Origin of the sequence: Agrobacterium larrymoorei (genome assembly GCF_005145045.1) — a bacterium.
Classification (GTDB): Bacteria; Pseudomonadota; Alphaproteobacteria; order Rhizobiales; family Rhizobiaceae; genus Agrobacterium; species Agrobacterium larrymoorei.
In genome coordinates, this window is record NZ_CP039693.1 from 133,871 (window position 1) to 160,150 (window position 26,280).

23 protein-coding genes and 1 pseudogene are annotated in these 26,280 nt (G+C 55.4%); 23 read left to right on the forward strand and 1 reads right to left on the reverse strand.

Annotated elements, in window-relative coordinates; all coding sequences use genetic code 11:
• Positions 1-28 precede the first annotated feature (28 nt).
• The 9 genes from CFBP5473_RS21745 to CFBP5473_RS21785 all read left to right on the forward strand — a co-directional run bounded on the left by CFBP5473_RS21745 (position 29) and on the right by CFBP5473_RS21785 (position 9,293).
• Positions 29-868, forward strand: a complete 840-nt coding sequence (locus CFBP5473_RS21745) for a transketolase (protein WP_027676757.1) — start codon at positions 29-31, stop codon at positions 866-868.
• A complete protein-coding gene (locus CFBP5473_RS21750; RefSeq protein ID WP_037171613.1) occupies positions 865-1,902 on the forward strand; it encodes a transketolase family protein in 1,038 nt (345 codons plus the stop codon). The genes CFBP5473_RS21745 and CFBP5473_RS21750 overlap by 4 nt, the downstream gene beginning before the upstream one ends.
• 67 nt (positions 1,903-1,969) lie before the next feature.
• The gene (locus tag CFBP5473_RS21755) at positions 1,970-2,974 is read left to right on the forward strand and encodes a TRAP transporter substrate-binding protein (protein ID WP_027676759.1); all 1,005 of its coding nucleotides are present in this window, start codon (positions 1,970-1,972) and stop codon (positions 2,972-2,974) included.
• Between the two features lie 26 nt (positions 2,975-3,000).
• Positions 3,001-3,531, forward strand: coding sequence for a TRAP transporter small permease (locus CFBP5473_RS21760; RefSeq protein ID WP_027676760.1), 531 nt, complete (start codon positions 3,001-3,003; stop codon positions 3,529-3,531).
• On the forward strand, positions 3,528-4,787 hold the full coding sequence (locus CFBP5473_RS21765; protein ID WP_027676761.1) for a TRAP transporter large permease subunit: 1,260 nt from the start codon (positions 3,528-3,530) through the stop codon (positions 4,785-4,787). The genes CFBP5473_RS21760 and CFBP5473_RS21765 overlap by 4 nt, the downstream gene beginning before the upstream one ends.
• A 10-nt stretch (positions 4,788-4,797) precedes the next feature.
• Complete coding sequence (locus tag CFBP5473_RS21770; RefSeq protein ID WP_027676762.1) at positions 4,798-6,300, forward strand: sugar ABC transporter ATP-binding protein; 1,503 nt, start codon at positions 4,798-4,800, stop codon at positions 6,298-6,300.
• Complete coding sequence (locus tag CFBP5473_RS21775) at positions 6,297-7,307, forward strand: ABC transporter permease (protein WP_027676763.1); 1,011 nt, start codon at positions 6,297-6,299, stop codon at positions 7,305-7,307. Before CFBP5473_RS21770 ends, CFBP5473_RS21775 begins: the two co-directional genes overlap by 4 nt.
• A 44-nt stretch (positions 7,308-7,351) precedes the next feature.
• The gene (locus CFBP5473_RS21780; RefSeq protein WP_027676764.1) at positions 7,352-8,332 is read left to right on the forward strand and encodes a substrate-binding domain-containing protein; all 981 of its coding nucleotides are present in this window, start codon (positions 7,352-7,354) and stop codon (positions 8,330-8,332) included.
• Positions 8,333-8,399: 67 nt separating this feature from the next.
• Complete coding sequence (locus tag CFBP5473_RS21785; protein WP_027676765.1) at positions 8,400-9,293, forward strand: amidohydrolase family protein; 894 nt, start codon at positions 8,400-8,402, stop codon at positions 9,291-9,293.
• A 61-nt stretch (positions 9,294-9,354) separates the two neighbouring features.
• Here the strand turns inward: CFBP5473_RS21785 and CFBP5473_RS21790 are convergent.
• Positions 9,355-10,483, reverse strand: a pseudogene (locus CFBP5473_RS21790) (IS3 family transposase).
• 185 nt (positions 10,484-10,668) lie between these two features.
• Here CFBP5473_RS21790 and CFBP5473_RS21795 point away from each other — a divergent pair.
• From CFBP5473_RS21795 to CFBP5473_RS21860, 14 genes are all read left to right on the forward strand, one after another.
• Complete coding sequence (locus tag CFBP5473_RS21795; RefSeq protein ID WP_027676766.1) at positions 10,669-11,697, forward strand: LacI family DNA-binding transcriptional regulator; 1,029 nt, start codon at positions 10,669-10,671, stop codon at positions 11,695-11,697.
• A 283-nt stretch (positions 11,698-11,980) separates the two neighbouring features.
• Complete coding sequence (locus tag CFBP5473_RS21800) at positions 11,981-12,907, forward strand: sugar ABC transporter substrate-binding protein (RefSeq protein ID WP_413228994.1); 927 nt, start codon at positions 11,981-11,983, stop codon at positions 12,905-12,907.
• A gap of 68 nt (positions 12,908-12,975) precedes the next feature.
• Positions 12,976-14,514, forward strand: a complete 1,539-nt coding sequence (locus tag CFBP5473_RS21805) for a sugar ABC transporter ATP-binding protein (protein WP_027676768.1) — start codon at positions 12,976-12,978, stop codon at positions 14,512-14,514.
• 28 nt (positions 14,515-14,542) lie between these two features.
• Complete coding sequence (locus tag CFBP5473_RS21810; RefSeq protein ID WP_027676769.1) at positions 14,543-15,559, forward strand: ABC transporter permease; 1,017 nt, start codon at positions 14,543-14,545, stop codon at positions 15,557-15,559.
• Between the two features lie 73 nt (positions 15,560-15,632).
• Positions 15,633-16,553: a substrate-binding domain-containing protein gene (locus tag CFBP5473_RS21815; protein ID WP_027676770.1), complete on the forward strand. Its 921-nt coding sequence runs from the start codon at positions 15,633-15,635 to the stop codon at positions 16,551-16,553.
• A gap of 43 nt (positions 16,554-16,596) precedes the next feature.
• On the forward strand, positions 16,597-17,499 hold the full coding sequence (locus CFBP5473_RS21820; protein ID WP_027676771.1) for a sugar phosphate isomerase/epimerase family protein: 903 nt from the start codon (positions 16,597-16,599) through the stop codon (positions 17,497-17,499).
• Position 17,500: 1 nt separating this feature from the next.
• A complete protein-coding gene (locus tag CFBP5473_RS21825; RefSeq protein WP_027676772.1) occupies positions 17,501-18,511 on the forward strand; it encodes a Gfo/Idh/MocA family protein in 1,011 nt (336 codons plus the stop codon).
• An 8-nt stretch (positions 18,512-18,519) separates the two neighbouring features.
• Positions 18,520-19,305 (forward strand): TIM barrel protein, encoded by a 786-nt coding sequence (locus CFBP5473_RS21830; RefSeq protein WP_027676773.1) that lies wholly within the window; start codon positions 18,520-18,522, stop codon positions 19,303-19,305.
• A gap of 78 nt (positions 19,306-19,383) precedes the next feature.
• Entirely contained in the window at positions 19,384-21,321 is a 1,938-nt protein-coding gene (locus CFBP5473_RS21835) for a bifunctional 5-dehydro-2-deoxygluconokinase/5-dehydro-2-deoxyphosphogluconate aldolase (protein WP_037171620.1), read from the forward strand.
• A gap of 1 nt (position 21,322) precedes the next feature.
• Positions 21,323-23,158 carry a 3D-(3,5/4)-trihydroxycyclohexane-1,2-dione acylhydrolase (decyclizing) gene (gene iolD, locus CFBP5473_RS21840; protein ID WP_027676774.1) on the forward strand — a complete coding sequence of 612 codons (1,836 nt, stop codon included), beginning with the start codon at positions 21,323-21,325 and terminating at the stop codon, positions 23,156-23,158.
• Between the two features lie 29 nt (positions 23,159-23,187).
• Positions 23,188-24,105 (forward strand): myo-inosose-2 dehydratase, encoded by a 918-nt coding sequence (gene iolE, locus CFBP5473_RS21845; protein ID WP_027676775.1) that lies wholly within the window; start codon positions 23,188-23,190, stop codon positions 24,103-24,105.
• A gap of 9 nt (positions 24,106-24,114) precedes the next feature.
• The gene (gene iolB, locus CFBP5473_RS21850) at positions 24,115-24,924 is read left to right on the forward strand and encodes a 5-deoxy-glucuronate isomerase (protein ID WP_027676776.1); all 810 of its coding nucleotides are present in this window, start codon (positions 24,115-24,117) and stop codon (positions 24,922-24,924) included.
• Positions 24,925-24,976: 52 nt separating this feature from the next.
• Positions 24,977-25,366 (forward strand): tautomerase family protein, encoded by a 390-nt coding sequence (locus CFBP5473_RS21855; protein WP_027676777.1) that lies wholly within the window; start codon positions 24,977-24,979, stop codon positions 25,364-25,366.
• A 70-nt stretch (positions 25,367-25,436) separates the two neighbouring features.
• On the forward strand, positions 25,437-26,270 hold the full coding sequence (locus CFBP5473_RS21860) for a MurR/RpiR family transcriptional regulator (RefSeq protein ID WP_027676778.1): 834 nt from the start codon (positions 25,437-25,439) through the stop codon (positions 26,268-26,270).
• Positions 26,271-26,280: the final 10 nt, after the last annotated feature.

The window sequence follows — 26,280 nt, forward strand, 5'->3', positions numbered from 1 at the left end:
AACCCACAGACTGAGGAGTTGCCGCCTGATGGTAAAGATGGGTCATAACATCAGCCTTCCCGAGCGCGCCAGGCGTATCCGACGCCACGCGCTGCGGATGGGCGAAGTACAGGGTCAGGGCTACATAGCCCAAGCACTCGGCATCGCCGACGTGCTTACCGTTTCATATTTTCATGCCACCAACTACCGCCCGGACGATCCAGAATGGGAAGGGCGCGACCGTTTTCTTCTGTCGATCGGACATTACGCGATCGCGCTTTATGCGGCGTTGATTGAGGCGAAGATCATTCCTGAAGACGAGCTTGAGACCTATGGCACCGACGAAAGTCGTCTGCCTATGTCGGGAATGGCGAGCTATACGCCTGGCATGGAAATAACCGGCGGTTCCCTCGGTCATGGACTTGGAATCGCCGTTGGGGTGGCGCTCGCACTGAAGCGCAAGAAATCGGATGCCTTCGTCTATAACCTGTTTTCTGACGGCGAACTTGACGAGGGCTCCACCTGGGAGGCGGCTCTGTCGGCTGGCTCCTATAAGCTCAACAATCTCATCGGTATCGTCGACGTTAACCAGATGCAGGCGGACGGACCATCGCTGGGCGTTCTCAATTTCGAGCCGCTTGGGGCCAAATTCGAAGCGTTCAATTGGTTTGTGCAACGGGTTGACGGCAATGATCTGAGTGCTTTGGTCGCTGCTTTCGATGCTGCCCGTCGTCACCAGGGGGACGAGCCACGCATTATCATCTGTGATACGAAAATGGCGAAGGGCGTGCCCTTTCTCGAGGCGCGGGAGCGGAATCACTTTCTTCGAGTCGAGGCGGATGAGTGGAAGGAAGCAATCAAAATCATAGATGGGGGGGCAGAGGAGTGAGGCGTTCAAAATACATACGGCCCGATTTTCTGACGACGGGAACTGACCGTCCGCGCTTGACGACCTCTGCCATGATCGCGTCCATTGCGGGTCCGGAGCAACCGACAAAGCCAGCGCCGTTTGGAAACGCGCTTGCGGCGCTCGCGGAAAAAGACGACCGTATCGTGGGGATGTCCGCCGATCTTGCGAAATATACCGACCTGCATGTGTTTCGCGCTGCCCACCCTGACAAGTTCTACCAGATGGGTATGGCCGAGCAGTTGCTAATGATGGCGGCTTCCGGGATGGCGCGTGAGGGTTTTCAACCTTGGGTCACCACATATGCTGTCTTTGCATCACGTCGCGCCTACGACTTCATTTGTCTGGCGATCGCCGAAGAGATGTTGGATGTCAAAATCGTTTGCGCGCTTCCTGGTCTGACGACGGGTTATGGCCCCAGTCATCAGGCAACCGAAGATATCGCGATGTTTCGCGGCATGCCGAACCTGACAATTATAGATCCTTGCGATGCCGGTGAAATAGAGCAAGCTGTGCCTGCCATCGCTGCCCGCAAGGGGCCTGTCTACATGCGCCTCTTACGTGGCAACGTGCCGCTGGTGCTGGACGAATACGGTTACAAGTTCGAGCTCGGCAAAGCCAAGATCATCCGTGATGGCAAGGATGTGTTGATCATTTCGTCTGGCTTGATGACAATGCGGGCGCTGGAAGCAGCGAAAGAGCTGCAAAAGGATGGCGTTGATGTCGCTGTCTTGCATGTGCCGACCATCAAGCCGATTGACGAGGCGACGATCCTTGCCGAATGCCGCAAGCAGAACAGGCTCGTGGTTGTGGCGGAAAATCATACCGTTATCGGCGGACTGGGAGAAGCCGTAGCTGCAACTCTGATGCGTTCCGATGTTAGGCCAGCCGCATTCCGGCAGATTGGCCTTCCTGACGAATTTCTGGAGGCGGGAGCGCTTCCAACCTTGCATGACCGGTATGGCCTTTCGACACTGAAAGTTACGGCGGCAATCAAGTCATGGCTGGATGAATAGACTTATGTGACGGCCTGTGTGGGAGTGCGGGTCGATCATCTCCAGCGAGCACATAATGGAGGAGAATATGAGCTTGTTTATCAACAGACGCGCATTTCTGACTGTCGCGACCGGTGCCTTAGCGGCTCCCGCGGTGGTTTTTGGCATTCGCCCTGCGCAGGCGGCGACCACATTGACCCTTGGGCATGGCGCAGCCCCCGGCAACCCGCGAACGCTTGCTGCTGCAAAATTCGCTGAACTTGTAGTGGAAAAAACCGCTGGCCGGGTGAAGATCAATGTTGCAGGTGCAGAAACGCTTGGTAACGATTCCGCAATGCTGACCAGTTTGCGCACCGGGGCTCTCGATTTCACGGCCAACAGTCAGGGTGCGACGTCCGCTCTCGTTCCGGAACTGGCTGCGCTTGGCTTGCCCTTCCTGTTTCCAGACACCAAGAAGGCAATACAAGTCTTGAGCGGCCCTGTCGGCGAGGATTTGAACAAGCGTTTTGAGGCAGTCGGTGTCGTTCCGCTTGATTGGTGGGACAATGGCATCCGTCATCTCACAAATTCGAAACGGAAAATTACTGCGCCTGAAGAACTTAAAGGGCTGAAAATACGCACTCCCGCCGACCCGATGACGATCGACATCTTCCAGGCGATGGGTGCGGCAACCGAACAGATCGCCTTCGGTGAACTCTACATTGCGCTCCAGCAGGGCGTCGTCGACGGGCAGGAAAACCCTCTGGCCAATATTGAAAGCTCCAAGCTGTTCGAGGTCAATAAGTATGTCAGCCTCACTGCGCATAAATGGGAATCGACACCGTTTCTGATGTCGAAGATCGCTCAGGCTCGTCTCGGCGCTGACCTTGAGGTGATCAAGGCGGCTGCCAAGGAAGCTGGCGACCTGCAGCGCAAGCTGTCGGCCGAAAAGGAAGCCAAGGTTCTGGCCAACTTCAAGGGCAATTCGGTCGTGGAAGTCGTGGAAGTTGAGCGCGAGGCGTTCGTCAAGGCGACGACTGGCGTGGCCGAGAACTGGAAGAAAAAGCCGTTTGGCGATTTCGTTAGCAAGATCGAAGCAGAGGCCAGGGCGTAAGGCCCTGGTACTGAACGGAGCCATTCATGCAAACCTTGTTGCAAGGCGTGGATCGGATATCGCGCGCCATCATACTCTTCTCCCGCTTCGTCATCATTGCCACCGGCATCGCGCTAACGGTCATGATGACGGCTAACGTCATCGCCCGTTACACCCTTGAAAGCGGTGGCTTTTCCTTCGCGCAGGAACTGCCCATGCTGATCTTTCCATGGTTTATCATCGGGGGAATTGTTTTGGCCGCGCATGCGGGCGGCCACATGGCCGTGGAGTGGCTTTATGACAAGCTGAATGGCAACGCCCGACTTGCGGCGTTCGTATTCGCCAACGCCATTAGTATTATTTCGTTCCTGGTGCTCGCCTATCATTCATTCATTGTCGCCGAAATTGCTGGCGTCGAGCACAGTCCCGTTCTGCAATTGCCTAACAGCATCGGCTACTACGCACTGGCCATCGGGGCGATGCTTGTATCCATCGTAACCGTAGCGGCTACGCTCCGTGTCCTTAGATTCGGCTGGGATCGACGGGTTGAAGTCAAGGCTGAGGAGATGCCCCTATGACACTGATCATGATCGTCTCATTCTGCATCCTTATGGTCCTTGCTGTCCCGGTCGGATACGGACTGATCATCGCGGCGGGTTTTGGCATCCTTTTCAACGGATATGTACCGCTATCGGTCGTTGCTCAGCAAGTCTATGACCAGACGCAGTCCTTCCCCATGCTCGCCTTGCCATTCTTCATGCTGGCTGGAACGCTGATGCTTGGTGGCGAACTGGGCAAGCAACTGCTCGAACTCGCTTCAAAGGCCATGCAACGCTGGCGAGGCGGGCCGTTGTCGACAACGGTCGTGTCATCGGTCGTGTTCGGCGGTGTATCTGGCTCGGCCGTTGCCAACGCCAGTGCACTCGGCTCGGTGCTCATCCCCTGGCAGAAGAAGCAAGGCTTTCCCCCTGCACTCTGCGCCGCGAATAACGCGACCTCGGCCGTCATCGATGTGCTGATCCCGCCATCCATTCCGATGATCCTCTTTTCCCTGATCAGCGGTGTCAGCGTCGCAAACCTGTTCATCTCGGGCATTCTCCCCGGCCTGATCATGGCCGCAAGCTTTGTCTTGGTGTGCTGGTTCATTTCCGTGCGCCGAGGCTATGCTGCGCACGCAGTCAAGATGAATAAGCGGGAGCTTGCACGCCTTGCCATTCAGAGTACGCCTGCGATCATCCTTCCAATTCTGATCATCCTCTTGCTGCGCTTCGGCTTTGCAACACCCACCGAAGTTGCTGTCTTATCCGTCGTTTACTCGCTACTTCTAAGCTTGCTTTTCTACCGTGATCTGACCTGGCCGCGCTTTTGCGAAAACCTCGTTGAGGCTGGCGTCGCAACCGGCGTCGTCATGCTGGTCATTATGGGCAGCGCGGCTGTCGGTTGGGTGCTGACTTTCGATCAGGCTCCACAGCAAATGGCGGAATGGGTTGCTGCCAACATTTCCAGCCCTATCGTTATAATCCTGATGATGAACATCCTAATGCTGATTGTCGGCATGCCGCTCGATATGCCACCAGCCATCCTGCTTCTTGGTCCGATTTTCGTGCCGCTGGCGGATGCCATAGGTCTCGACCGGGTCCAACTCGGACTTATGATGGTGATCAACCTCGGCATCGGTCTTTACACGCCGCCGATTGGAACGACGTTGTTCATTTCGTCGTCCATCGCAAAGGCGCCGCTTGGGGCAACGACCCGCGAACTCTGGCCCTTCTTCGGCATGGCCATGCTTCTTTTGATGGCGGTCAGCTTCATACCAGCTTTGACGATCTATTGAGGAAAACGTCATGACTAACCAATCGCAATCCGTTCTTTCTGTGAAAGGGCTGACTAAGTCATATGGTGCGACATCCGTTCTCAAGGGTGTCGATTTCTCAGTCAAACGTGGCGATGTCCATGCCCTGTTGGGTGGCAATGGTGCTGGCAAATCAACGATGATCCGGATTATCACCGGATTGGCCGCAAAGGATGCAGGTGAGATCGCATTCCATGACGTGGCCGGTCATCTGCTTTCGGAAACCGAAGGTCGCTCGAAGGTTGCCGTGGTTCATCAGGAACTTGCTCTCCTGCCGCATTTGACCGTTGCGGAAAACATCATCCTGCCGCGCTTTCCGAAAGGTTTTGGTCTCTTTGACAGGAAGCGTTCATGGTCGCAGGCGCACGATGCGCTGTCTCTGATTGACCGGGAATTCGCCGACACGCACCTACACACCCTCGTCGGCGACCTTAGCCTGCATCAGGGGCAAATGGTCGAGATTGCAAGAGCCTTGTCGTCGGGGGCGGAGTTGCTTCTGCTTGATGAGCCCACCGGTAACCTGACGGCTACCGAAACTGAACGTCTGTTCGCTGTGTTGCGGAGATTGACCACCGAAAATGGCCTAGCAATTGTCTTCGTTTCGCACCGTATGAAGGAAATCAGGCAGATCGCCAATGTCTGTACCATCATAAGAGACGGGAAAACTGTCGTTGATCGTGTCCCAACGACGGGCCTTTCGGATACGGCAATCGTGGAGAAGATGGGCCAGACCGTATCCAGGCAAGCGGAAGCCGAGTTGCCTCGTCTCGCGAAATCAATGGATGCAAGCGCTGCCGAGGACATCCTTGTCATACGCGATGCGGACCTCGAAATGCGGCTAATGCCAGGAACGGTTCTCGGCATTGCGGGCGCTCCTGCTGGACCGCAGGCACTCATCGCGAGTTTGATTGGTGCAGCCAAAGAACGGCGATGGATGATTGCACGAACTGGGTGGCCGCATGTTTTCAATACACCCCGCCAGGCCGCTCGCAACGGCGCTGGCTTTATCACCGGCGACCGTGCGCACAAGGGGATTCTAGCGAACCTGCCGATCATCGACAATGTATTGGCCTCTCGGCGTATCGTTCGCGGTGGCTGGTTCACGAGTGCACGCGAAAGGATGGAATGTCTGGATCTCGTACGCTCGTTGAAAATTAAGGCAGCCTCGATCTGGGATTTGCCCGATACGTTGAGCGGCGGCACACAGCAGAAGCTTCTTCTTGCTCGCTGGCTTGGACTTCCATCCCTACTGCTGGTGCTGGAGGAGCCTACCCGCGGTGTCGATATAGGCACAAAAAGGGAAATCTATCAGTTGATCCGGCAGATGACTGCGAGTGGAACGATCATCATCTGGTGGTCCACCGAAAACGCAGAACTGCTGGAAGTCTGTGATCGTGTCGTCGCTTTCGAAACGGACGGTCGCTGCGCGGGAATTATAGAAAAAGAAGACCTGAGCGAGGACACACTCGCAAACATGACGGGAATGGCAGCATGACCTACGCGCGTGGACAATCTTCCGCACAGCCTACACCTCATCTCTCTATTCGGCAGCGCGAAAGCCTGCTAGGAGCCTATCGCACTGAAATCGCCATCGCTCTTGCCATTGTCGTCGTATCGCTGGCGGTCGGCTCGCAGGTACCGCAGGCCCTAAGCTGGGGCAATCTTGCCAACATAACCCAGGCGGGCGCTCCGCTCATAATCATGTCGCTAGGCGTCCTGCTTGTCGTCATCACCGGCGGTATAGACCTCTCTGTTGGCTCGGTATTCTCACTGACGGGAATGGTGACTGCACAAGCTATGGCCCTAGGTTTTGGCGGCGTGAGTGCAGGCTGCATAGGGCTTTCGGTCGGCTTAATTTTTGGTTCCGCCAACGGCTTTCTGGTGACGATCGTTGGTCTGGCGCCGTTCGTGGTCACGTTGATCACCTTCGCGGTGGCTGGCTCGCTCGCCTTTATCGTCACAAACGGCCGTTCAATGCCGATCGGTGATCCTGATTTTTGGTTGTTGAACAGCGGCAGCCTAATACCCGGCGTCCCAAACTACATCCTGTTCTGCTTCATATTGCTGATCGCGATCGAGTTCTTCCTTAAAAAGATGGTGGCCGGTCGGTGGTTTTATGCGGTGGGAAGTAGCTCGACGGCAGCTTACCTGCTCGGCATTCCGGTGAAGCGAACAAAATTCTTGGCCTACGTTGCCTCTTCCTTGCTCGCGTCGCTCTCTGGTCTGCTGACGGTGTCCTACATCCTCAACGCCGAATCGACCGCAGGCTCGAGCTTGATGTTGCAGGCGATAGCCGCTGTCGTCATTGGCGGTGCGAGCCTGCTCGGCGGTACAGGGACAGCGGTTGGCGCAGTTCTCGGCGCACTGATGATCACGGTGATCCAGAATGGCGTCAATCTCATCGGCATCAACAGTTTCTGGCAGGGGTCCGTTACCGGGCTGGCAATTCTGGTTGCGGTTCTCATCGACCGCTTCGGTAAGGCACGCCGCAGTTCACATTGAAAGTTTGGGCAGGAACAATCCGGTCCTTTGGAGGAGGAAAACAAATGAAAATGATTTACAGAAAAGCTCTAACCTTCGCGGTAGGCATCGCATTCGCCGCGGTTCTGGCAAACGGGCAGGCAATCGCACAAGACAGAAAGACGGTGGCATATATCGCGCCCTCGCTCGATATCTCCTACTGGCAGTGGGTCGGTTACGGCGTTAAGCAGAAGGCGACCGAATTGGGGATGGACTATGTTGAGTACACATCGGAGAATTCGCCGGCCAAGCAAATGGACAATGCCCGGACGGCGATCACTAAGGGCGTGGATGCCGTGGTAATCGGCCCGGTGAGTTCCACAAGCACACCGCCTCTACTCGCCTATCTCAAGTCTCGAAACATCCCGATCGCGTTTGCGGGAATTGGCCCTCAGCCCGGCCAGACCGATTACACGTCTTCAGTCACAGCAAACAATTACGAAACGGGCAAAGCCCAGGGCAGCTTTGTATGCAAGCTAGCCAAGGAGCGTGGCGGCGACGAAGTGGGGATGCTGTCTCTGCCACAGGATCGTGAAAACGCCCAGAAGTACTTCAAGGGAGCCGAGGAGGCATTCAAGTCGGATGGCTGCAAGCTGGCCCAGATGCTGGAAACGCGCGGCCTCACCGTAAACGAGGCGGTCACTCAGGCCAACGACATGCTGACCGCTCATCCAAACATCAAGGCCATATATGGCATGTATGACGAGGCCGGAACAGGAGCGGCAAAGGTGCTCCAGACGCGCGGCCTGACGGGCAAGATCGGCATCGCGGTAGCCGATGGCAGCCCGACCACGATCGCGCTTCTCAAAGCCAACGCAATCCAGGGGATTTTCTTCCAGGAAGCGGTCGGGCAGGGGATTGATGGAACGCAGCAAGTGTTCAACGCCCTCACCAAAGCTCCAGTTAAAAAAGACCTTGCTTTGGTTATGCCGCTCGTAACTGCGGATAAGGTCGATACGCCTGAGGCAAAAGTGGTTATCGCTCGCGTCTTTCCTCCGTCGAAGTAATTAATAAAAAGGCAGCGGCTGTAGTCGGCCGCTGTCACCTTCCCCTGTAGAAGCACGGACGCTGCGCATGAACGATCTCCCCATCATCGACCCGCACTTTCACCTGTGGGATCTGGAGAACAACTATTATCCTTGGCTGACCGACGGAGTTAAACCGTCTGCATTTGGCGATTATTCCGCCATCAACAAGTCGTACCTCATTGAGGACTATCTTGCCGACGCCGCGAATCAAAACCTCGTCAAAGGTGTGCATCTTGATGTAGGTTTTGATCCGAAAAATCCGGTTGGTGAAACGCAGTGGCTTCAGGGTGTAGCCGACAAGTACGGCTTTCCGCACGGAATTGTCGGCTACGCGGATCTCAGCAAGCGCGATGTCGCAGATTTGCTGGATCAGCATATGCAATATCGGAATTTCCGGGGTATTCGGCAGTCGATGAATTTCCACATGGATCCTGCGAAGACATACCAGACCAAGGCTGAAGTTAGTCGAACGCCGGAGTGGCGTAACGGTTTCATGGAGCTCGCCCGACGCGGCCTTAGTTTTGATCTGCAACTCTATTACTGGCAGATGGAGGAGTTTCTTGATCTGGCCCGCGATTTCTCCGACGTCCAGATCATTCTAAACCACACGGGCATGCAGGTCGATGGCCCTGAGCATTTTGATGGATGGCGGGACAGTATGCACCGACTTGCCGAGGCGCCGAATGTCGCGTGCAAGATTTCAGGCTTGGGGATGGGTAACTGGACATGGACAACTGAGGATATCAGACCTTACGTTGAGACGGCCATTGAGGCGTTCGGCGTGCAACGATGCATGTTTGCCTCCAATTTTCCCGTCGATAAGCTGTTTTCGAGCTATGACTCTATATTCCACGCGTTTAAATTACTGACGGCGGGCTATGGTCATAATGAGCGCAGAGCGCTGTTTCACGATAACGCCGAGAGACTTTACAAGCTTTAGCTCTGAAAGCTTTCGCCCGGTCTAACTAGCATCTTGTTCGTCTTGCGGAACGCTGCCCGTTTCACTGGACAGGTCTCTTAGATTGATTAGCCCTGATGAACTGCCGAGGGGAAGCCATCTTTAGCGCTGAATGTGGATGGATTTTGTTGTAGTCCTCGATCCATCGGATCGATGATCCGGAGCACCGTTTCGGCGTCCGGTATTCCGTTCGACTGCGGGCTGGTTACCGGCGTGAAGCGTGGTGTCAGATCGAGCGCCTGCCAAAATAGCCTGGTCCCCGTGCGGGGCTTGGGGTGGTGCGAACCGCTTTCGACTAACTCCAGCATCGTGTCGCGCACGTTTGAGCCGGAAATGCCTGCATTGGATACCGCCGTCCGGCGATGATCTCCCGGTCGAAGGCGTCGATGATGAAGGCGAGACGAATGACCTCTCCATTCCAGCAGGTGAACTCCAGACCATCAGAGCACCAGCGCAGGTTGAAGCGCATAACCATGACCTTGCCGTCATGGATGCGACCCTTGCGAATGGCCGTATGCTTCTCCAGCAGCATGGCCTGGTTGCCCATGATGCGATGAACCCGTCTGGCGTTGACGGCAGGCTAATCGGCGGCTCGCCTTTCGCTATTGAGCAGCGCGGCGATCCGCCGATAGCCATAGAATGGCCTTTGATCCACCAGCCTGCGAATGGTGGGCAGAAGCTCTGCATCCTCAGCCTTGTAGTAGGATCCGCGTGGCTTTGATCTACCTTTCGACCGCTCGACGAGGTTCGAGCGGGATATGCCCAACGTGTCGGCGACGGTCTTCATCGGAAACCGTCCATCGGCAACAAGATCGGCCGCGATATCCGTTTTTTTGAGTCCGCTTTGGAAGGGCTTTGCGAAAGATTTCGACCTCCATCGTCTTACGGCCGAGCATGCGCTCCAACTCGCGGACGCGATCTTCCAACTTCACCACTTCCGAATTGCCGACCACCGGCTCGTCAGAATCCACGGCTGCCGCACCTCCCTCGCTCAAAAGCCTGTGCCATCGAGAAAGCAAATTGGGCGCAACGCCATGACGGCGAGCGGTGGACGATACCGTTTCGCTTGGTTCGAAACTCTACTCAATAATTGTCAGCTTCTGCTCGGTTGTCCACCGTCTGCGGCGCACATTTCCCGTCAGAGATTTAACCTGTTGATACTCGTTAGACATAAGCCTGTTCTCAGGGCTGTGCTTGCACCTTTTTGCTTATCCTAATCGTCCGGTCGAAATGGAGGGGAGTTCATCTTGAGAATTCACCAAAATCGTTCGACAAAATCAATCAGAGATGATTGTCTTCACTCATCGTCTGGCAAAGATCCTGCACGAAATGAAATGATTTTTGTCGTGAGGTACGAATGAAACGACCGACTATAACGGATGTTGCCAAAGCTGCGGGTGTTAGCGTCGCGACCGTTGACCGCGTCCTGAATGGCCGACTGCCCGTTCGCGAGGAGACGTCGAGGAAAGTCTTTGCTGCGGCGGAGCGGCTAAGCTTCCATGCAACCAATATTATTCGCCAGAGGATGCTGGCTGATCTCCCTGTATATTCCTTCGGCATTATCCTTAGAAAGGAACGGCAGGAGTTCTATCAGTCGTTTGCTACTGAACTCCAGGTGGCGGCTGGCTCCGTAAAGGATCGCCACATTCAACTCACGATACAATATTTGAAAACAGGCGAGCCGACGGAGTTGTCGGAGATGATGCTAGGCCTGTCGGGAAAAGTATCAGCCATTGCAGCGACGGGGCCCGACCATCACGATGTGACTGCTGCTGTTTCGGCCTTAAGGTCTAAAGGTGTTCCAACATTTTCTCTGTTGACGGATCTCGCTCAAGGAGTTCGAGAAGCCTATTTAGGGACGAACAATATGAAAGTCGGCCGCAGTGCCGCTTGGATGATATCGAAACTTTCGCCGGACGCCGGCAAAGTCTTATTGTTCTTGGGAGGCCATCGCTTTCATGGGCATTCGTTAAGGGAGATGGGGTTTCGGGCGTACATGCGCGAGTTTGCCCCCGATTTCCAAGTTTTAGATGCACTCATCAACTTGGAGACGCGGCAACTTACCTATGAGATGATGATGGATACACTTTCACGTCATCCTGATCTCGTCGGAGTTTATTGCATTGGTGGCGGAATGGAAGGTGTTATCGAAGCACTCAATCAAAGTCCACGGTTCGATCAGATAGCATGCTTGGTCAATGAGTTAACCCCGCAATCCAGGCAAGCCTTGCTAGAGCGCAGAATTTCCGGTGTTTTTCAAACTCCGCTGCGCGAATTATGCAGCGATTTGATCCACACTATGATCCACACAATCGAACACGGTATGGCGGAAAGCCCGGGACAGAGATTTTTCCCCGCTCATTTGTGGGTTCCTGAAAGTCTATGATGGTTTGATAGATAATATCAGGTATCATTGGTCCATTTCTATCATGGCTGAAAGGTAAAGCCGTTACGGAACGGTTGACCACATCCTCTCTCTCAGACAATTGTGCCTTGCGACGGTGGAGACAGGAGGCCGTCGCCCAGAACTCAATAAAGTAAAAGCATCGCTTTCGTTCCCGAATTTCAGCCGGCCCGCCGGTTGAGAGGCGGAAGAATGCTGCCTTTCTAAAGAGCTATGGTGACCATTGGCATTTTTTGAGGAGGAACCTAAATTGAAAAAACATCTCATGGTCGTGGCATTCGCAACACTGCTGGCGACATCTGCTTCTGCCCAAACGATCGGCGTCTCCATGGCGCTTTTCGACGATAACTTTCTTACCGTGCTGCGGAATGGCATGACTGACTACGCAAAGACGAAGGATGGCGTCACTCTCCAGGTCGAGGATGCGCAGAACGATGTCGGCAAGCAGCTCAGCCAGATCCAGAATTTTGTAGCCTCCGGTGTAGACGCAATCATCGTCAACCCTGTCGACACGGACGGAACGGCTGCGATTTCGCAGGCTGCCGCTGCTGCCGGTATTCCGTTGGTCTACGTGAATCGTCAGCCGGCCAACGTCGATCAGCTTCCGGAGAAACAGGCATTCGTTGCCTCCGACGAAAAGGAATCTGGAACACTTCAAACCAAGGAAGTGTGCCGCATTCTCAAGGAAGCCGGCAAGAAAGAAGCCAGAGCCGTCGTGATGATGGGTGAACTGTCTAACCAGGCAGCGCGGATGAGAACCCAGGACATCAAGGACGTGATTGCGACGCCGGATTGCAGTTTCATCAAGATCGTTGAAGAGCAGACAGCTAACTGGTCGCGCACCCAAGGTGCCGATCTCATGACTAACTGGCTATCCGCTGGCGTTCAGTTCGATGCGGTCATCGCCAACAACGACGAGATGGCAATTGGCGCAATCCAGTCACTGAAAGCAGCTGGCAGGGATATGAAGTCGGTGGTCGTCGCAGGCATCGATGCGACACAGGACGCTCTTGCCTCCGTGGCTGCAGGCGATCTTGATGTGACCGTATTTCAGAACGCTGCTGGCCAGGGTAAGGGCGCCGTAGACGCTGCTCTGAAGCTTGCAGGCGGCGAGACGATCGAGAAGAAGGGATATGTGCCTTTCGAACTCGTCACACCGGCAAACCTCAAGACCTACCAAGCCAAGAACTAAAATATCTCTGCATAACAGAGGAGAGGGCTTCGCCCTCTCGTCTGGGACAGAGTGACGGAGGATAAGCCATGGTCAGTCCCACAACCGCGGCGGCTATCAAACAGGTGCTCGATGCCACCGAAACCTACGGTCTGCTTTCGATCGAAGGAATTCGCAAAGAATTTCCAGGTGTCGTTGCACTCGATAACGTCAAGCTGCGTGTTCGACCTGGAACGGTCCATGCACTCATGGGCGAAAACGGTGCGGGCAAATCGACGCTCATGAAAATCATTGCTGGAATATACCAGCCTGACGCAGGTGAAATCCGCATTCGTGGCATCCCGACAGTGTTGAAATCGCCTCTCGATGCGCTCGAGCAGGGAATCGCGATGATCCACCAGGAACTTCAGTTGATGAACTGGATGACTGTGGCGGAAAATATCTGGATAAGGCGGGAGCCCAAAAACCGTTTCGGTCTCATTGACCATTACAAAATGATAAAAATGACAGAGGAGCTTTTCGCTCGTCTGAACATTTCGCTGGACCCGCGTTCACAGGTTTCGGAGTTGACGGTGGCTCAAAAGCAGATGGTCGAGATTGCTCGCGCCGTCAGTTACGAGTCGTCTGTCCTGATTATGGACGAGCCGACCTCCGCCTTGACCGATCGCGAGGTGCAACATCTCTTTTCCATCATTCGCAGCTTGCGTGAGCGTGGAATTGGGATCGTTTACATCACGCACAAGATGAATGAGCTTTTCGAGATTGCTGATGAGTTCACGGTATTCCGCGACGGAAAATACGTCGGCACGCATTTTTCGAAGGATGTTAACCGCGACGACATCATTCGGATGATGGTTGGCCGAGACATCACCGACATGTTCCCCAAGATCGATTGCTCGATTGGCGATGTGATCCTTGAGGTAAAAAACCTGACGATCCCTGGGGTTTTCCACGATATTTCCTTCACGCTGAGACGAGGCGAAATTCTGGGTCTGGCGGGCTTGGTAGGTTCCAAGCGATCCAACGTCGCTGAAGCTATTTTCGGTGTCACACCGGCAAAATCCGGTGAGATCCTCATTGAAGGCCAACCCGTCAGCATCGACAGTCCCCGCGCGGCAATGTCGCAGGGCCTCGCATTCCTGACCGAGGATCGCAAGGAAACCGGCTGTTTCCTGATCCTCAACTGCCTCGAAAATATTCAGTCCGCGTTGATCACGCGATCGCATGTGAAAGCGGGATTTGTCGACCAGACGACGGTCACGAAGCTGGCTGAAAATATGGCAGCGACGCTTCGTGTAAAGACACCAAACCTTCACGAGGCCGTTGAGAACCTGTCCGGTGGTAACCAGCAGAAATTGCTTATTGCACGATGGTTGTTGACCAAGCCGCGGATCCTCATTCTCGATGAGCCAACACGTGGCATCGATGTGGGCGCTAAAGCGGAAATACATCGGCTGATCACCAGTCTAGCAGGTGAGGGGGTTGCCGTCCTTATGATCTCGTCAGAGCTTCCGGAAGTGCTTGGAATGAGTGACCGCATCGTTGTCATGCATGAAGGTCGCGTCGCTGGCGTCCTGGATCGCGCTGAAGCAACTCAAGTCAAGATAATGGACCTGGCTGCACGCTGATCGTGCACGGTGGGAGGAATATTGCATCATGAATACGACGACACAGACCAGTGCCTTGGACGCGCCAACCCGGCGTCGCTTGCCATCCGAATTAACGATCCTTCTCGTCCTCATCGGCATCTCATTGACATTTGAACTTCTCGGCTGGCTTCTGCAGGGGCAGAGCTTTCTGGGGAACACCCAGCGCCTGTCGATCATGATTTTGCAGGTCTCGGTGATAGGGATCATCGCGATTGGCGTGACCCAAGTCATTATTTCTGACGGCATTGATCTGAGTTCCGGTTCAATCGTCGGCGCAACCGCGATGATCTCGATGAGCTTGGCGCAGGTCGGTACTTATGAAAGAGCGCTTTACCCAGGATTTACTGACCTCCCTGTCATTGTACCAGTTGCTGCCGGTCTACTCGTCGGTCTCATTTGCGGCGCGATCAACGGCTTGCTGATCGCCTACACCAGAATTCCAGCGTTTATTGCGACTTTGGGCATGATGGTGACAGCGCGTGGCTTTGCCAAGTGGTACACAAAAGGTCAGCCCATCAGCTTTCCGACCGATAGCTTTGCGGCGATCGGCAAAGGTCTCGCGCCAGTGCTAATTTTTCTGGCAGTGGCGGCGATCATGCATGTCGTCCTGCGCTACACCAGATACGGTAAATTTACATATGCGATCGGTGCCAATTCGCAGGCCGCACGCGTCTCCGGGATTAATGTCGAGCGTCATACCGTAAAAGTCTATGCTGTCGCCGGTCTGTTATCGGGTTTGGCGGGGATCGTCGTGGCTTCACGCGGTCTGACTGCGCAGGCTGGCATGGGCATAAGCTACGAACTTGACGCTATCGCAATGGCCGTCATCGGGGGCGTGTCGCTGTCCGGTGGACGAGGATCTGTTGTCGGAACATTGATCGGGATGATCATCTTCGGTGTGATCATTTCCGGCTTCACATTCCTGCGCCTCGATGCCTACTACCAGGAAATGCTCAAGGGCCTGATCATCGTCGCAGCCGTCGTGGCTGACATGTACAGGCAGCGCAAGCGGGTGAAATCCTGATTTTGTAACTGTACCAACCCACCCTGCCGTGCGGCCTCGTGGGCATCAAAGACCAGATGTGTGAGTGAATTCAATGAAAAAGTTTTTCATTACAGCAGCGCTTTGTCTGATTGGGCTGCCAGCGATGGCCGAGACCCGCGTCGCCGTCAGCATGACATCGTTCGACAATCCCTTTCTTACGATCCTGTTGAACGGCATCCGCTTTGGAGCAGAGCAAGCCGGAAGCATCGATCTGATCGCGGAAGATGCGCAGTTAGACCCTGCAAAGCAGCTAAGCCAAGTGCAGAACTTCATAGCAAATGGCGTCGATGCGATCATTGTCAACGCCGTTGATGGTGACTCTACTGCGGCGATTACGCGGGCGGCGGCTGAAGCCAAGGTTCCGCTCGTCTACGTAAACCACCCTCCCGCTGAACTCGAATCCGGTCTTCCCGCACGTACGGCCTTTGTTGGCTCCAATGAGACAGATTCCGGCACTATGCAGGCAAGGGCCGCCTGCGAGCTCATGGGTGGCAAAGGGCGGGCCGTTATCCTGATGGGACCACTCGAAAATCATGCGGCTCTGGTTCGCACCAAGGATGTAGAAGATGTTTTTGCTGGTCCCGACTGCAAGATCGAGGTCGCAGAAAAGCAGACTGCCAACTGGAACAGAACACAGGCGCAAGATCTGGTTTCTTCCTGGCTCACGGCGGGCGTGAAATTCGACGCGGTGATTGCCAACAATGACGAGATGGCCATTGGCGCGGTTCAGGCACTGAAGACCGCAGGCGTCGATATTAAGGACGTCGTCATAGCCGGTATCGATGCGACGCCAGATGGCCTGGCGGCGATGAGAGCAGGCGATATCGACATTACCGTCTACCAGAATGCGAAGAAGCAGGGCGAGGTAGCGGTTCAGGCTGCCGCAAAAATGGCGTCCGGAGAAAATGTCGATAGGACGCTCTGGGTGCCATTCGAACTCGTCACACCCGACAACATGTCGACATACAAGTAATGCGGCAGAGTTCAGACCTGTCGTCTGTACACGGGAGTTTTTAATGAAACATACACTTGACCCACACATGTTCCGGCACTTGTCGCTTGAAGACACCTGCCGGAAGGTCGCAGATCTTGGATATGATTACGTTGAGTTGTCGCCGCGTCCAGACTTTCTGTCCTGGTGGACGAGACCAAAGGTCTACCCGTCGCGCATTGCCTCCTTCAAAAAGGCTTTGAAAGAACATGGCGTCGGTCTCGCAACGCTCCAGCCTATGTACCGTTGGGCCAGCCCCTATCAGGATGAATGGGACAACGCGATCGATAACTGGAAGCGGGTCATCGAAATCGCAGTCGAGATGGATTGCCCGATGCTCGTTTCGGAGTTCGGACGCGGTGGCTCACCCGACCGCAGCCTGAACGACCGTTCCGGTTTGCATCGCCCTGAAACCTGCGAAGCGCAGTTCTTCCGCGCTATGGACATCCTCGTTCCACTTCTCGAAAAGGAGGGTTTGATCCTCTCGCTTGAGGCACATCCTGAGGACTGGATCGAACAGATCGCCCCTGCCATCGACATCATCAAGACGATCAATTCGCCGTCTGTGAAAGCGTCGTTCATTGCGCCGCATACGTTCTTCTACGGGCCAGATATGGTCGCCAATCTGCGCGCCACCGAAGGTCACTTGGTGCATGTGAGGCTGGCCGACACTTACGACCATAACAAGTCGTCCGAGCTTCGCTACATCGTCAATCCGCCAGGCTCGAAGGTTCGTGTCCATCAGCACACGGATTTTGGCCAGGGTGAGATCGACTTCGACACATTGTTCGCGACCCTAGCGGACATGAAATTCGACGGCGTGCTCTCAAACTGCGTTTTCGCCTGGGAAGACCGCGTCGATGAGAGCGCGCGCTTTATGCTCGCTGAAACCCGGCGCTATGTCGCCAAATACTGGAATGAGGCTTGAAATGACACTTAGAATTGGGGTTATCGGCACGGGCGCCATCGGACGCGATCATGCGCGCCGCATCAATCACGTCCTTGGCGGTGCGACGATCGTCGCGTTGAGTGACGTTAATAGAGCCTCCGCAGAAGCGGTGAAGGCCGACGTCGCACCGGATGCGGCCATTTTCGACACTGGCGAAGCACTGATCGCTTCGCCGGATGTCGACGCCGTCCTCGTCACCTCCTGGGGCGCGACACATGAACAGTATGTGCTCGCTGCGATCGCCGCCGGTAAACCGTGCTTTTGCGAGAAGCCGCTGGCGACCACAGCGGAGGGCGGCAAGCGCATCGTCGATGCGGAGGTCGCTCATGGGAAGCGCCTCGTACAGGTCGGCTTCATGCGCCGCTATGATTCGGGTTACGTCGCTCTGAAGAAGGTGGTCGACAGTCAAATCGGAGCGCCGATCATGGTCCATGCCGCGCACCGAAACCCCGCCGTGCCGGAGCAATATGTGACGCCTATGGCGATCCACGACACCATGATTCACGAGATCGATGTCCTACGCTGGCTGCTCGACGACGACTATGTTTCTGCCCGCGTTCTCTTTCCGCGCGCTTCGGCCCGGAGCCATGCCAAGCTTCGTGATCCCCAAATTGTCATTCTGGAAACCGCTAAGGGAACGATCATCGACGTCGAGATCTTCGTCAACTGCCACTATGGCTACGACATCCAGTGCCAGGTCGTTGGCGAAGACGGTATTGCGAACCTCCCCGACCCAATGGCGATCCCGATGCGTCTCGGTGCCAAGCAACAGAGCGAAATCCTCACGGACTGGAAGGATCGCTTCATTGCCAGCTACGATATTGAACTGCAGGACTTCATCCATGCGGCAGCCAAGGGTACCGCCTCAGGCCCAAGCTCTTGGGACGGTTACGTCGCTGCAATCACCTCGGATGCCTGCGTCAGCGCCCAGGAGGCCGAAGGTGCAGCGATTGCCATTGACCTTCCTGCCCGCCCTGCTCTTTATAACTGAGGTCTATTATGCGTTTTGCCATCAACCACATCACGGTTCCGAAACTACCCCTTGAGGATTTCTTTTCCACCGCCCGTCGTCTTGGCCTGACAGAGGTGGAAATTCGAAACGATCTTCCCGATATCGTCAACAGGATCGACCCCGCAGAGGTCAAATCAGCGGCGAAAAAAGCCGGGGTCGAGATCGTTTCCATCAATGCTTTGTACCCCTTTAATGTCTGGTCGGGTGATCTGCCGGGCAAAGCCGTAGCCCTCGCCGATTACGCAGCGGCAAGCGGGGCCAAAGCACTTGTCATGTGCCCCTTAAATGATGGTACCAACGTGTCATTCGATGACCTCGTTGCAGCGCTGAAAGCCATGAAGCCGGTCCTTCAGGGGCGCGGTCTGATTGGCCTCGTCGAGCCACTCGGTTTCCCGATTTCCTCGCTTCAAACAAAGAAGGAGGCGTTGCGTGCCATTGATGCTGCCGAAGGCGGCGACGTCTACAAGCTAATGCACGATACGTTTCATCATCATCTTTCGGGTGAAACCGAGTTTTTCCCCGACCATACTGGTCTCGTTCATATCTCGGGTGTCGTGGACCCGGATGTCGATGTCAACGATATGCTCGATGCGCATCGGGTACTGGTTGATCCAAATGACCGATTGGAAAACATCGCTCAGATCAAGGCGCTGATGGCGGCCGGATACGAAGGCCCTTTCAGCTTCGAGCCGTTTGCCGATGACGTCCATGAACTTTCCGATCCCGAAGCGTCGGTTCGCGAGAGCATGGATTACGTTTCATCTAGGCTTTGATCCAACAGCAAACCGTGCCTGCGTGAGACGTGCAGGCACGGAAAACACTCACGAACTGCCGCGATGCCGGAGAATGCTATGAATAAGTCACTGGATGTCATTACGATCGGACGATCCTCCGTTGACCTTTACGGGGCTCAAATCGGAGGCCGTTTGGAGGATATGGGATCTTTCAAGAAATACATCGGCGGTTCTCCGACCAATATGGCTGCAGGCACCGCCCGCCTCGGTCTGCGTTCTGCTCTCATTACGCGCGTCGGTGACGAGCATATGGGCCGTTTCATTCGCGAAGAACTCGCGCGCGAAGGCGTCGATGTCACGGGTGTGAAGACTGACCCTGAGCGACTTACAGCGCTGGTTTTGCTCGGTATTCGTGACGAAGAGAAGTTCCCGCTTATTTTCTACCGTGAAAATTGTGCTGACATGGCGCTTTGCGAAGACGATATTGACGAGGCGCTGATAGCCCGTTCACTGTCGGTGGTGGCAACGGGCACACATCTGAGCCATCCCCGCACCGAGAAGGCCGTGCTCAGGGCACTTGAGTTGGCGCGCAAGCATTGCGCACGGACCGCGCTCGATATCGACTACCGACCGAACCTCTGGGGTCTGGCGGGCCATGGCGATGGTGAGAGCCGTTTTGTGGAAAGCGGCTCAGTCACGGCCAAACTACAGGCGACGCTTCACCTGTTTGACCTCATTGTCGGCACCGAAGAGGAGTTTCATATTGCAGGCGGCTCGACCGACACGATCAAGGCTCTGCGCGCCGTGCGCGATGTGTCGAAAGCAACCCTTGTCTGCAAACGCGGGGCCGATGGAGCCGTCGCGTTTAAGGGCGCTATTCCCGATACGCTCGACGAAGGTGAAAGCGGTCCGGGTTATCCAATCGAAGTTTTCAACGTGCTGGGCGCGGGCGACGGTTTCATGTCCGGCCTTATCAAGGGCTGGCTGGAAAACGCACCATGGCCACGCGCGCTCGAATACGCCAATGCCTGCGGTGCATTCGCGGTCAGCCGCCACGGATGCACACCAGCCTATCCCTCGCTCCAAGAACTCGATTTCTTCCTCAAACGGGGCGTCAAGCAAAAGGCGCTGCGTCACGATGCCGAACTAGAGCAAATCCACTGGGCGACCAACCGTCACAATGACTGGTCAACGATGCAGGTTTTCGCGTTCGATCATCGGGTCCAACTGGAAGCTATGGCTGGTGCCACGCCGCAGAAGATCGGCCGTTTTAAGGAACTGTGCCTTCAGGCTGCGCTCAAGGTGCAAAACGGACAGCCCGGCTACGGCATTTTATGCGACAACCGCCTGGGCCGCCGCGCGCTGCAGGCATCATCTGGCACAGGCCTATGGATCGGGCGGCCCGTTGAATGGCCAGCATCGCGTCCTTTGACACTTGAGCCAGAAATCGGCCCTGACTTCGGTGGACTAGACGAATGGCCGTTGGAAAATGTCGTGAAGGTTCTGTGCTTCTGCCATCCTGACGATACGTCTGATATCCTCGATTCCCATGAGGAAACGATCAAGAGGCTTTTTGCCGCAGCAAGGCGCAACCGCCTTGAGTTTCTGCTAGAAATCATTCCGTCAAAGGTTGGCGCTGTCGATGACGACACCAACGCCACGCTGATCCGCTGGTTCTATGACATTGGCATCTATCCGGACTGGTGGAAGCTGGAACCGATGGCAAGCAGAGCGGCATGGGAAAAGGCGTGCAACGCAATCGCCGACAATGATCCGAATACGCGGGGCATTGTCGTTCTCGGGCTCGAAGCGCCAGAAGCCGATCTCGCCGCGAGTTTCAGAGTTGCGGCCGAGTTTCCGCTGGTAAAGGGTTTTGCAGTAGGACGCACCATTTTCGCTCAGGCCGCCCGTGACTGGCTGGCCGGGACGATTTCTGACGAACAAGCAATCGAGGACATGCAGGGTCGCTACCGGCGGCTGTGCACCATCTGGCAAGAAGCGCGCATCGCAAGCCAAGACAATGACGCGGCGTTACCGTCGCAGGGAAGGGTATGATATGACGGAGACCATTCGCCTCACCGCAGCGCAAGCCATGTTCCGCTGGCTTTCCGTGCAGATGACCGAAGATGGGGAGCGTTTCCTTGAGGGTGTATGGGCCATTTTCGGTCATGGCAATGTTGCCGGCGTCGGAGAAGCGCTTCACGGGATTGGTGATGCGTTGCCAACCTGGCGTGGACAGAACGAGCAGACAATGGCGCATGCAGCAATCGCCTATGCGAAGACCAAACGCCGCCAAAAAGCGATGGCTGTCACGTCGTCCATCGGACCTGGCTCAACCAACCTGTTGACCGCTGCGGCCTTGGCCCATGTCAATCGCCTGCCTGTTCTCTTCATTCCCGGAGATGTCTTCGCCAATCGCCGGCCGGACCCGGTTCTTCAGCAGATCGAGGATTTCGACGACGGCACAATGAGCGTGACGGACTGCTTCAAGCCCGTCAGCCGCTATTTCGATCGCTTAACGCGTGCCGAACATCTTCTGACCGCGCTGCCTCGGGCAATGCAGGTGATGACGGATCCGGCCAATTGCGGCCCTGTGACGCTTGCATTTTGCCAAGACGTACAGGCCGAAGCCTACGATTATCCGCAATCGTTCTTCGAGCCGAAAGTATGGCGTATTCGCCGACCGGAGCCTGACCCGCGCGAAGTGGATGATGTCGTCGCGGCAATCAAGGTCTCCAACAACCCTGTGATTGTTGCAGGCGGCGGTGTGATTTACTCCAGCGCTGAGAACGATCTGCTCGAATTTGCGAAAAATCACAATATTCCCGTTGTGGAAACGCAGGCTGGCAAGGGAGCAATCGACTGGCAGGAAAAGCTGAACTTCGGCTCACCCGGTGTCACCGGTACCGATTGCGGCAACCAGATTGCGGCAAAGGCGGATCTCATCCTCGGTATCGGCACCCGTTTTCAGGACTTCACCACCGGCAGCTGGGCAATCTTCGGCAATCCTACGCGCAAACTCGTTTCGGTCAATCTCACCGGCTATGACGCAGCCAAGCATGGCGCCGTTCCACTGGTTTGCGACGCAAAGATTGCATTGTCACGAATTTCAAACGCGCTTGGTTCTCACCGCTTTGCCGACCCCGATTTCGCGGCGCGGGACGCGTGGTTCAAGGCGTCCGATGCTGTAACCGCTGCCCCGGTTACGCCCGCACCCAATTTTCTGCCGTCCGACGCTCAGGTTATCGGCGCCGTGCAAAGAGTTGCTGGACCGCAGACGGTCGCCATGTGCGCGGCCGGAACCATGCCGGGTGCATTGCAAGTTCTATGGCGCTCCGCCGCTAGCGGATATCACATGGAGTATGGCTACTCTTGCATGGGTTACGAAGTCGCAGGTGCGTTTGGCATTAAGCTTGCCGCACCCGAAAAAGAGGTGGTTTGCTTCGTTGGGGATGGCTCCTACATGATGGCGAACTCGGAAATCGCCACAGCCGTGATGATGCACGTTCCTTTCACGATCGTCCTCACGGATAACCGTGGTTACGGCTGCATCAACCGTCTCCAGCAAGAATGCGGCGGTGCCGAGTTCAACAACATGTACAAAGACAGCAACATCGAAACGCAGCCAGACATCGATTTTGTGGCACATGCGGCTTCCATGGGCGCCTATGCGGTCAAGGCCAGCAATATCGAGCAGTTGGAAGCCGAGATCGTTCTGGCAAGAGACCGCTCCATTCCATCGGTGATCGTCATAGATACGGAGGCGGAAACAGGGGCCGGTATCGGTGGTGCCTGGTGGGATGTTGCCGTGCCTGAAGTCGGTAATACCGAAAAGCTTAAACTGGCCCGCAAGCACTACGAGGCGAATGCAGCTCGACAGCGCATCAACTGATACCCTTCGACTGCCCGAAAGGATAGACCATGATACTCTACGGAACAAACCCCATTGCCTGGTCGAATGATGACGATCAAACTATTGGCGCGCATCTATCACTCGAGGATTGCTTGTCGGATTGCCGCAAGATCGGCTTCGATGGCATTGAGAAGGGTCACAAGATGCCAAGCGAAGGCACGGCGTTGAAAGCCAAGCTTGGCGAGTTCGGCCTGCGTTTTGTCGGCGGTTGGCATTCCACCAATCTTCTTGTGAATGATATTGAGACCGAGAAGGCCGCGTTGCAGACGTTTATCGACATGACAAAGGCCGCGGGCGGCGACCATATTAATGCCTGCGAATGCTCCAACACCGTCCACGGAAGCGAAGGAACGCCTGTCAACGATCGGCCGATCATGACCGAGGAGCAGTGGACGCGCTTTTCGGAAGGCTACGAGGTGCTCTCGAAGTTCGCTTCCGATCAGGGCGTCAAAATGGGCTACCACCATCACATGGGAACGATCATCGAAAGTGCTGATGATATCGACCGTTTCATGCGCATGGCCGGGCCTTACACCCGCCTTCTACTTGACACAGGCCATTGCACGTTTGGCGGCGCAGATCCTGAAAGTGTCGCCGCGAAATACATGGACCGCGTGACGCATATCCACGCCAAGAATATTCGGCCAGAAATCATGAAACGTGTTCGCGTGGAGAATTTGTCGTTCCTCGACGGCGTTCGTCTGGGCGTATTCACCGTCCCTGGCGACCCGGAAGGCTGCGTGGATTTTGCGCCGGTACTCAAGATTGCCGCCAAGAACCGCTATTCCGGTTGGCTGGTGATCGAGGCCGAGCAGGACAGTGAAGTGCGCGAACCGTTCCATTATCAAAATATGGGTCTGAAAGCGCTGAAGTCTGGCGCGCGCGATGCCGGGCTTGACACATCTACCGCCAAAACAACCGCATAGGAAGTCGTTATGAGCATTCTCAAGCGCAGTCCCTTTGGTACGCACGGCAAGGTTCACGAGATCACGCCGCAATCCGCCGGCTGGCGCTATGTCGGCTTCAGCCTTTATCGCTTGCGTGAGGGCGAGGCCATTAGCGAAATGACGGGGAACTCGGAAGTCATCATCGTCATGGTAGAAGGAAAAGCCCTCTTCAATGCCGCTGGCAAGGACTGGGGCGAACTAGGCGAGCGAATGAATGTCTTCGAGAAAACCCCTCCGCATTGCCTTTATGTTCCTAATGGTGAGCAGTGGGAAGCTTCCGCGACGACTGATTGCACCATCGGCGTCTGCCTCGCTCCAGGTATCAGCGGGCACGAGGCAAGACGTATCGGCCCGGACGGCATCACGCTGACGCCGCGTGGTGTCGGCGCCAATCAGCGGTTCATCAATAATATCGCCATGGAAAACGAGGATTATTGCGACAGCTTGCTTGTCACGGAGGTGTTCACGCCTGCAGGCAACTGGTCTTCCTATCCAAGCCACCGTCACGACGAGGACGATTTCCCCCGGATCACCTACCTAGAGGAAACCTATTATCACCGGATCAACCCCGAGCAGGGTTTTGGCTTGCAAAGGGTCTACACTGACGACGGCTCACTCGATGAGACGATTGCAGTTAAGAGCCATGATGTGGTGCTGGTTCCGCGTGGTCACCATCCGTGCGGCGCACCGCATGGGTTCGAACTTTATTACCTCAACGTCATGGCGGGTCCCCTGCGCAAATGGCGTTTCGTGGCCGATCCAGCCGTACAGTGGATCATGGACCGCGATGCTCACTAGATGAAAGGCCAGGATCCAAAATGGCAGTCTCGGCTGGAATGGGAGAATGTCTATGCCGCTGATCAAAGTAAATCTGAGAAAAGGTCGATCAAAAGCCGAACTGAGATCGTTGCTCAACACGATACACGAGGTAATGGTGGCTGCTTTCAACGTTCCGGAGCGGGACCGATATCAGATCGTCTACGAACATAAGTCGTCACATATGTATGCTCTGGACACGGGTCTCGGTTTCGAGCGGACGGACAAGTTCGTTCTCGTCGAGGTCGTTTCACGACCCAGGGAGCAGAGCGAGAAGTTGGCTTTTTATCGAAACCTTGCGGTTCGTTTGGGGTCAGACTGTTCCATCCCACCGTCTGACATCATGGTTTCGTTCGTAGAGAACACGGATGACGATTGGTCTTTCGGGGGAGGGATTGCCCAGTTTGTTACGGGTAAACTTTAAAGCTCGCGTTCACATTCCGCTTTAGAAAGCGGCGCTCAACGTGAATTGATGAACGGTGCCTGCCAATAAGATGGACAAACAACAACCGAATCCTCCTGTCGATATCGACAGCCTACGTGCTCTGATTCAAGTCAAACACGCGGCATTTCCCAAACGCCTGGCCCAGGTCTCGCGCTATTTGATCGATAATACGGACGAAGTTGCACTTGGCTCAGTCGCGTCAATAGCGGAAGCTGCGCAAGTTACACCCTCGACCGTGATGCGGTTCGCGCAGTTACTAGGCTACGATGGCTTCAGTGCGCTGCAAGAGATCTTTCGACAAAGCATTCGAGAAAAACTTTCACTGCACGGTGAAGCCATAGGCCGGAAATCAATTGGCCAGGACGGCTCGTCCGCAGGCGACACCCTAGATCAAACGATTGATGCCTGCTGCAAGGCTCTGTCTGGTCTCGGTGAAATGGTTACCGCGGCTGAGATTGACGGCGCGGTGGAAATCCTGGTGCGAGCCCGCTGTGTTTTTATTAAAGGATCACGCTCGTCTTTCCCAATGACGGTGGCACTTCAGCAAGCGCTGATACGAAAACGCATCCAGTCCACGTTATTGATGGACATCACCGGCGGCGATGATGTTCTTGCGCTTGCAACCAGTCACGATGCAGTAATCTTTATCTCGCGGTCGGTCGATGATGAGAGCGGATCAAATGCTTTAGCTCTGGCGGCAAAAGACGTCCCGATCATCGCCATCGCGGACTCTGCTCTTAATCCATACGCAGATCTCGCATCGATTAGCTTTTATCTCGGCAGGACTGGTGTTACGACGTTTCTGATGCCAACACTGGCAATCGCGCTTACTGAAGTGTTGGTAAACCGAATAGAGCATAGCCGCGGATGTTTAGCGCTTTGATAAACGAGTG